Genomic DNA, 7,853 nt, shown 5'->3' with positions numbered 1-7,853 from the left:
AATATTTTTATTTGATTTTTCACCAAATCTAATGAAAGGGTTTGATCCAAAGTATAAAAATTTTCCTGATTACATACTTAAAATAACTAAACAAATTTGGGAAAACAAAGATGTTGAGTCTATTGCTCAATTTTACACTGATAATATTCCTGTTAGATCTCCATTTGGAGTTACTTATGGAAACAAACCTGTAATTGATGCAACTTATGCAACCTTAAAAGAATTTCCTAACAGACAGTTGCTTGGTGAAGATGTGATCTGGAATGGAAATGATGATGTGGGTTATCATTCATCTCATAGAATTTTAAGTAAAGGAACACATCTTGGTGATGGATCATATGGTAAACCAACCGGTAAAGATATTTACTATAGAGTAATTGCTGATTGTGCTTGCAAAAATAATCAAGTCTATGATGAATGGATTGTCCGTGATCAAGGTGCAATGGTAAGACAACTAGGATTTAAACCAAAAGAATTTGCCCAAATGATTATTGATAAAGAAGGAGGCGCCGACAAAGCACAACAATTATTCAATTCAAGCGCTGAGATGAAATCAGATTATAAACAAAGCGTTGTGCCTGATGACTCAGCTGGGGGTAAATACTCAAAAATATTGAAAAATATCTTTAAAAATAATTATGATTTTTCTGATTATGCAAGAGCTGCAACTATCTATTGGCCTGGAAATAAAATTGGACATGGAAGAGAGGATATTGTCAAATTTTGGAATAATTTAAAAAATACATTTAATGATATAAAGTTTTCAATAGAACATGTTGGTTATTTAGAAGAACCAGATAAAAATCCCAAAGCATCAATAAGATGGTTTTTAGAAGGTAGTCATTCTAAAGATACTGAAGAATTTGGTGAAAAATCAAATAAAAATATTTTCATAATGGGGATAAACCATTCAGAAATAGTTGATAGTAATGTTATAAGAGAATGGGTTTTATTTGATGAGGTTGCAATTTGGAAACAAATTTTAATGAAATAAATTATGAGCAAAATTAAAACAACACATGTAGGAAGTTTACCTAGATCAAATGAATTATCTGAACTCTTATTTAAAAAAGATCAAAAAGAACAAATAGATTTTAATCAATTTGATAAGATTGTTCAAAAAGATGTTAACAACATTGTTAAAAAACAAATCGAGGTTGGAATTGATTATATTAGCGATGGTGAAATGTCTAAGATTAGTTATGCTACTTATGTTAAGGATAGAATTGATGGATTTTCTGGTGAGAGTGAGAGAAAAGCACCAAAAGATTTAGATGACTTTCCTTCTTTCAAAGAAAGAATTGCAAGAACAGGCGGTACTCCTACTTATACAAGACCATGTTGTACAAGCGAATTAAAAATCAAAGACAAAACTTCACTAACAAAAGATATTAATAATTTTAAACAAGCATTAGAAAAAAATAATCATAAAGATGGTTTTATGAACGCTGCTTCTCCTGGGGTTATTTCTGCTTTCTTACCAAATAAATTTTATAAAAATGATGATGAATATTTAGAAAATTTATCCAACCTTATGAAGGATGAGTATGAAGAAATCACCTCAAATGGATTAAAACTCCAGTTAGATTGTCCAGATTTGGCTCTTGCTAGACATATGACTTTTAAAGATTTATCAGAAACTGAATTTTTAATTAGAGCTGAAAAACAAATAGAATGTCTAAATAATGCTATTAAAAATATCGACAGCTCTAGTATAAGACTACATATCTGTTGGGGAAATTATGAAGGACCTCATCTACATGATATCCCGTTAGAAAAGATAATGCCAATTGCGTTGAAAGCTAATGTACAGACTTATCTAATTGAGTCTTCTAATCCAAGACATTCTCATGAGTGGCAAATTTTTCAAAATTTAAAAATTCCAAAAGACAAAATAATTGCCCCAGGTGTAATAGATTCTACAACAAACTTTGTAGAACATCCCGAAGTTGTAAAGAATAGAATTTTAACCTTTTCTAAGGTCATTGATGCTGAACAATTACTAGCTGGGACTGACTGTGGGTTTAGTACCTTTGCTGGCTTTGGTAATGTAGACGAAAATATAGTTTATAAAAAACTTGAGGCTCTTGTAAGAGGTGCGGAACTTGCGTCAAAAGTGATTTAATTATCACTTTTATTCTATTTCGGGAGTAGATATAGTTTTCAAACGTAAATTATAATTTAACAACAAAAAAATAGAGAGAAAACATATGAGAAAAATACTAGTTACTTTATTGTTTCTACTTTTTGGAACTTCTGCATTTGCAGATTGTAACATTAAAAGTGGTTCAATAAATATTTTGGCAAATGATTTTCCTGCATTAAGAACTTTCGTTGAAACTTCTAAACAATGTAAAGGAAGTGCTGATTTTAAAGTGACTCACTCATCTGAGCATAATAAAATCGCTGTGCCAGCTTTAACTGCAAATCCATCTGAGTTTTCAGCAAGAATTGCAGCAAATAGTTCAATCGTTCCTTTGATGAACCAAGATTTAATTAGACCATTAGATGATCTTGTTAAAAAATATGGAAAAGGAATTCAAGATTCTCAATTAATTACAATCGATGGAAAAGTAATGGCTGTAGCGTTTATGGCTAATACTCAACATTTGTATTACAGAGAAGATGTTTTGAAAGACCTTGGTATAGCTATTCCAAAAACTTATGAGGAAGTAGTTGCAGCATCTGAAAAAATTAGAGCTTCAGGTAAAATGCAATATCCTTACGCAGCTGCATACAAAGCTGGTTGGAATTTAGCAGAAGAATTTGTGAACATGTTTATTGGTCACGGTGGTGAATTCTTTAAATCTGGAAGTGCAGAGCCTAATATTAATAATGCTAAAGGCGTTGCTACTTTAAATATGTTAAAAAAATTATCTGAATTGAGTAACCCTGATTACTTAACTCATGATAGTGAAGCAATTAAAGTAGAATGGGAATCTGGTAATGTTGCATTGATGACATTATGGGCATCTAGATCAGGAACACTTTTAGATGATGAAGGTGATCCTAACATTACTAAAGCAACTAAATTAACTGGACCTGCTACTGTAGGTGGAGGAAATATTCCAGCTGCTACATTATGGTGGGATGGTTTCACACTTGCAAAAAACAGACCTGATGCAGATGCTGAGGCAACATTTAGAGCTTTAGCGCATGCAGCATCAAATAAAAAGATGGTTGCTGACGCTGCTGATCAAGCCGTTTGGTTAGTAGAAGGGTTTGTACCAGGACCAAAATCTATTGGTGTTATCGAAGCTGTAAAAATGGGAGCAAAACCATATCCAATGTTACCGCAAATGGGTTTAATGCATGGTGCATTAGGAAGTGAGATTGTTGAGTTTTTACAAGGTAAAGAGTCAGCTGAACAAGCATTGAAAGATGTTGAAGCTGCTTACATTAGTAAAGCTAAAGAACAAGGCTTTCTATAAAATCTAAAACTTATAAGTGGGGACTTGCTCCCCACTTAATCAATATTTAAATGCCTAATAAAACTTTTTTCTGGTTTTTTTTACCTACAGGTTTAGCAATGATCCTGTTTATTGGGTTACCAATTATATCTACCGGCATTCAATCCTTTTACGCACAACATGATCAAGTAGTAAAAGAAGTTAAAAAATGTGACCCTTTTGGATGTACCGTTTCAATTGTCGTTGATAACGAAGAAACCTCGAAAATTAGAGAAGCAAAGCCTCTAGGAAAATTTAATGGTTTTGGCACTTATACTGATCGAAATCATTTAGCAGTTGATGAAATAAAAAAATTTTGGAATGAAACTGAAAGTTTTGGCGCTTTTGTAGACCAGGTAACTAATCTACCCTTTTATAAAGCTTTGATATTTACTTTAACTTATTGTTTGTTTGTTACACCTAATGTACTCCTCTTAGGATTTATTATTGCATTAAGCTTAAATGCAGTTACTAGAAAAATTAGGGGGCCTTTAATCTTTGGTACAATTTTACCGATGATTGTTACACCGTTGGTTGGATCATTAGTATTATTTTGGATGATAGATTCTCAGGGTATAATTGGAGCAAATATTCAAAATTTAATGAATGATCCTTATTTATCACTTAAATCATCAAAAACATTAACATGGATAACAATTATTATTTATGGTATTTGGCATCACTCCCCTTTTGCCTTTGTGGTTTTTTATGCTGCACTTCAAACAGTTCCTCAAGAACCAATTGAAGCAGCAATTATAGATGGTGCTTCAAGATTTCAAAGAATTAAACACATAGTTTTACCGCATATTTATCCTGTCGTTACATTTGTAGCTTTGATCTCTTTAATGGACAACTTTAGAGTATTTGAACCCATTATAGGGTTTAGTGCTGAGGGAAGTGCGCAATCTTTATCTTGGTTAATCTATGACAATTTAGTTAATGAGGAAGTGATATTGTTTGGTTCTGCTGCAGCTACTTCAATGATGACTATTATTGGTATAGCTATCCTGCTAGCACCAGTGTTAATTAGAACTTGGAAAGAATTTAAAACAGCGAGATAATTATGGATTATGGACTAGATACAAAATCAACTCGTTTAAAAACTTTTAACACTATTTTTATAATCACCTGGTTGTTGATTGCTTGTTTTCCTTTTATTTGGACTTTTTGGGGATCATTTAAAGTAAGAGCTGATTTCTTTTCAAGATCTGATTGGTGGTATGCAATATCAGCATTTAATACCTTAATTGAAACTGGCGGACAATTTACAACCAATGCTTATACACAAGCTTGGACTGAAGGTGAATTTTGGAAAGCATCAAAAAATACAATTATAGTTACAGTATTTGTTGTAAGTATTTCTTTGTTTTTAGGAACTTTAGGAGCATACGCTCTTTCAAGATCAACTGAGAAATATGCTTTTTGGATTTTAATGGCAGCTTTAATTTTTAGAGCTATGCCACATATAACTTTAGTATCAGGATATCTATTTCCTTTCTTTGAATTGCAGATTTGGGGAATTCTTCCAACTACAATTGTTGTTTTGGTTGCTATAAATCAACCTTTTACTTTGTGGCTGCTTTATTCATTTTTCAAAACTGTTCCTAAAGAACTTGATGAAAGTGCTTTAATAGATGGTTGTTCTTATTTTCAAGCTTTCAGACATATTATTATGCCTGTGATGTGGCCTGGAGTAATTACAGCAGGTTTATTTAGTTTAATGTTAGCTTATAATGATTTTACCGTAACAGCATTACTTCTTAATCAAGAAAATCATACCATGGTTCCAAAAATACAAAGTTATTTAGGTACAAATCAGCATGAAGGAAATTTAATGTGGGCAGTTTCTGCGGTTGTATCTGCTACTGCACCTTTATTTATGCTTGTTATGTTTTTTCAAAGACAGGTTATTAGTGGTTTAACTGCTGGAGCTGTGAAAGGTTGAAATATTATAAAGCATTACTTTTTGGTTCTATTGGATCTATTGTTGAAACTTCAGAAATTCAGAGAAAGTCATTCAATAAAGCATTCAAACAATATGGACTCGATTGGAATTGGACCAAAAGTGAGTATCAAAATTTATTAATCAAATCAGGTGGCAAAGATAGAATTGCAAGATATGCTAAAAAGAAAAAAATTGAAGTTAATTCAGTATATTTAAGAAATTTAAAGACTAAATTCTTTAATAATTATCTTAAAAAAAATCATCTTAAATTAAGGCCAGGTGTTAAAAATTTAATTTCTTTATGCAAAAAAGAAAATATAAAAATTGCATTTGTTTCATCTACATCGTTAAACAATATAAATGCAATCTTATATTGTTTAAGAAATTCAATTAATAAAAGAGATTTTAACTTTATAGGGAATGCAAAATTAGTAAAAAAATACAAACCCAACCCAGATATATACTTATTAGCACTTAAAAAACTTAAGCTTAAAGCTAATGACTGTGTAGCAATTGAGGATTCTCAAGAAAGTTTAAATTCAGCTAGGCGAGCTAAAATAAAATGTATAATTTTTCCTGGAAAATTTCATTCTTCAAAAAAATTTATCGGAGCTTATAAAAAAGTTTATCAGCTTAATAAAAATATTATTTTGAGATAAATTCTTTTACCAAATTATTAAACTGATCAGGCTGTTCTAAGTGAACATTATGAGCACAATCTTTAAATATTTCTAAACGGCTATTTTTAATGTTTTTACTAAGTGTATCAACTTGATCAAAATTGTATGAAGTATCTTTATCGCCCCATATTATAAGGGTGTCATTTTTTATATTTTTTAAATTTTCTTTACCTCTCCAATTTTTCATTGCTAGTAATGCATTATCAGCAGCTTCTAATGAAACATTTTTAACAGCATTTTCACAAAGGAAATAATTTTTGTCCTTATCACCTTTTACAAACCACTTATGAGGCACTCTAGAAAAAGAGAGTTGCGTACCTTCTTTTTTAAGTTTTTCCCTTGTTTCCTCCATAGTCTCAAATCTCCCCGGGATATCTCCAATGGATCCTGTTGCAAAACAAATTAATTTATTAACTCTATCCCCAATCAATTTAGTAATTTCTTGAACAATCATTCCTCCCATTGAATGACCAATTAAATTGAATTTATCGATCTTTTTTTGATCTAATACATTTATAACTTCTTTAGCCATTTTATTAATAGAATCTAAAGATTTTACATTATGACTTTCTCCAAATCCTGGGAGAGCTGGGGTAATCACACGATAATCTTTTGAAAAAAATTCTTTTTGAAAAGTCCACATTTCAGATGAGCCTAGATAGCCATGAACTAAAACAAAAGGAAACCCTTCGCCTAAATCATCTACGTAAATATTGCTCATAATATTTCCTTAATAATGAATAAAGTTAAAATAGACATAAAACATATAATAAAAATATTAATTACTTTCCAAATTTTTTTACTATTAGCATACTTCGATAAATAATTAGATAAATATCCTAATATAAAAAAAAATAAAAATGATGCTATAGACGCACCTATCCCAAATAAAATTTTTTGGTTAAGTAAATAATTTTTTGAAAAATTTCCAAGAAAAAAAACTGTATCAGAATAAACATGTGGATTTAAATATGTAAATCCTAAAGTTTTAAATACAATATTTAATTTTGAAATATTATTTGGCTCAGTACTAAAATTAATATCAGAATAATGAGATTTTATTTTTTTTAAAATAAAGTGAATTAAAAATAAAATTAAAAATAAATTTAAAATTAATTCAATTAAAGAGTTAAAATATTGATTAAAATAATGGAAAAGAAAAATACCCAAAAAAATTAATATCAAATCTGATATTGAGCATATTAAGCAAACAATAAATATGTGTTGTTTTTTTAAACCTTGCTCAATAACAAAAATATTCTGGGCACCTATAGCTAAGATTAAGCTAATCCCAGTAAAGAAGCCTAATACCAGGTATTCCATTAGGCTTTAAGTTTACTCTGGATTTGCTGTTAATGTTTTGATTTCTAGAATATTTTCGTTTGGGTCTTTAACGAAGAAAGTTTCTTGCTCGTATTTTGTTCCTTTAAATCTCAAATAAGGTTCATCGTAATACTTGGTTCCACTATCTTTTAATCTTTGTTTTAAAGCATCAAAGTCTTTTCTAGATAAGTGAACACCAAAATGAGGGACAGAAACATTTCCCATGTCTACATCATGTCTCTCATTATCTAGTTTATGATCGCTCTTATGAAGAGTTAGCTCATTACCCCAAAAATCTACATCAGCCCATTCTTGTGCTGAATTATCTAATCTACATCCTAAAGTTTCACTGTAAAATTTTTTTGCTACTTCTAAATCACCACAAGGTATAGCTAAATGAAAACAATTTGTGTTTTTGTACATAATAAACCTTTAATATATGAATTTAATCACTAT

The 7,853-nt window shown here is 30.2% G+C and carries 9 protein-coding genes; 6 read left to right on the top strand and 3 right to left on the bottom strand.

Going from position 1 to position 7,853, the window contains the following annotated elements; all coding sequences use genetic code 11:
* From ACTTBL_RS05990 to ACTTBL_RS05965, 6 genes are all read left to right on the top strand, one after another.
* The coding region (locus ACTTBL_RS05990; RefSeq protein WP_440644027.1) for an ester cyclase at positions 1-994 on the top strand (994 nt) is incomplete at its 5' end.
* 3 nt (positions 995-997) lie between these two features.
* Positions 998-2,125 carry a cobalamin-independent methionine synthase II family protein gene (locus tag ACTTBL_RS05985; RefSeq protein ID WP_440644026.1) on the top strand — a complete coding sequence of 376 codons (1,128 nt, stop codon included), beginning with the start codon at positions 998-1,000 and terminating at the stop codon, positions 2,123-2,125.
* Between the two features lie 85 nt (positions 2,126-2,210).
* Positions 2,211-3,431 carry an ABC transporter substrate-binding protein gene (locus ACTTBL_RS05980; RefSeq protein WP_075536007.1) on the top strand — a complete coding sequence of 407 codons (1,221 nt, stop codon included), beginning with the start codon at positions 2,211-2,213 and terminating at the stop codon, positions 3,429-3,431.
* Positions 3,432-3,481: 50 nt separating this feature from the next.
* Positions 3,482-4,510, top strand: a complete 1,029-nt coding sequence (locus tag ACTTBL_RS05975; RefSeq protein WP_440644025.1) for a carbohydrate ABC transporter permease — start codon at positions 3,482-3,484, stop codon at positions 4,508-4,510.
* Between the two features lie 2 nt (positions 4,511-4,512).
* On the top strand, positions 4,513-5,394 hold the full coding sequence (locus tag ACTTBL_RS05970; protein WP_075536005.1) for a carbohydrate ABC transporter permease: 882 nt from the start codon (positions 4,513-4,515) through the stop codon (positions 5,392-5,394).
* Positions 5,391-6,053 carry an HAD-IA family hydrolase gene (locus ACTTBL_RS05965; RefSeq protein WP_440644024.1) on the top strand — a complete coding sequence of 221 codons (663 nt, stop codon included), beginning with the start codon at positions 5,391-5,393 and terminating at the stop codon, positions 6,051-6,053. The genes ACTTBL_RS05970 and ACTTBL_RS05965 overlap by 4 nt, the downstream gene beginning before the upstream one ends.
* On the opposite strand, the gene ACTTBL_RS05960 is transcribed toward ACTTBL_RS05965, so the two are convergent.
* Genes ACTTBL_RS05960 through ACTTBL_RS05950 form a run of 3 tightly spaced genes read right to left on the bottom strand, consistent with a single transcriptional unit; the run spans position 6,040 to position 7,820 of the window.
* A complete protein-coding gene (locus ACTTBL_RS05960) occupies positions 6,040-6,795 on the bottom strand; it encodes an alpha/beta fold hydrolase (protein WP_440644023.1) in 756 nt (251 codons plus the stop codon). The two genes, ACTTBL_RS05965 and ACTTBL_RS05960, sit on opposite strands and share 14 nt — an antisense overlap.
* Complete coding sequence (locus ACTTBL_RS05955; RefSeq protein WP_440644022.1) at positions 6,792-7,397, bottom strand: LysE/ArgO family amino acid transporter; 606 nt, start codon at positions 7,395-7,397, stop codon at positions 6,792-6,794. Before ACTTBL_RS05955 ends, ACTTBL_RS05960 begins: the two co-directional genes overlap by 4 nt.
* A gap of 12 nt (positions 7,398-7,409) precedes the next feature.
* Positions 7,410-7,820 (bottom strand): VOC family protein, encoded by a 411-nt coding sequence (locus tag ACTTBL_RS05950; RefSeq protein ID WP_023854069.1) that lies wholly within the window; start codon positions 7,818-7,820, stop codon positions 7,410-7,412.
* Positions 7,821-7,853: the final 33 nt, after the last annotated feature.

Source organism: Candidatus Pelagibacter sp. HIMB123 (assembly GCF_052048195.1).
Lineage (GTDB): Bacteria > Pseudomonadota > Alphaproteobacteria > Pelagibacterales > Pelagibacteraceae > Pelagibacter.
Note: the sequence above shows the minus strand (reverse complement) of the source record. Positions and strands in the feature narration are given on the sequence as shown.

Excerpts from the sequence above, each read along its gene's own strand:
- ACTTBL_RS05960 (WP_440644023.1), bottom strand. The coding sequence starts at position 6,795 with ATGAGCAATATTTACGTAGATGATTTAGGCGAAGGGTTTCCTTTTGTT.
- ACTTBL_RS05955 (WP_440644022.1), bottom strand. The coding sequence starts at position 7,397 with ATGGAATACCTGGTATTAGGCTTCTTTACTGGGATTAGCTTAATCTTA.
- ACTTBL_RS05980 (WP_075536007.1), top strand. The coding sequence starts at position 2,211 with ATGAGAAAAATACTAGTTACTTTATTGTTTCTACTTTTTGGAACTTCT.
- ACTTBL_RS05975 (WP_440644025.1), top strand. The coding sequence starts at position 3,482 with ATGCCTAATAAAACTTTTTTCTGGTTTTTTTTACCTACAGGTTTAGCA.
- ACTTBL_RS05985 (WP_440644026.1), top strand. The coding sequence starts at position 998 with ATGAGCAAAATTAAAACAACACATGTAGGAAGTTTACCTAGATCAAAT.
- ACTTBL_RS05950 (WP_023854069.1), bottom strand. The coding sequence starts at position 7,820 with ATGTACAAAAACACAAATTGTTTTCATTTAGCTATACCTTGTGGTGAT.
- ACTTBL_RS05970 (WP_075536005.1), top strand. The coding sequence starts at position 4,513 with ATGGATTATGGACTAGATACAAAATCAACTCGTTTAAAAACTTTTAAC.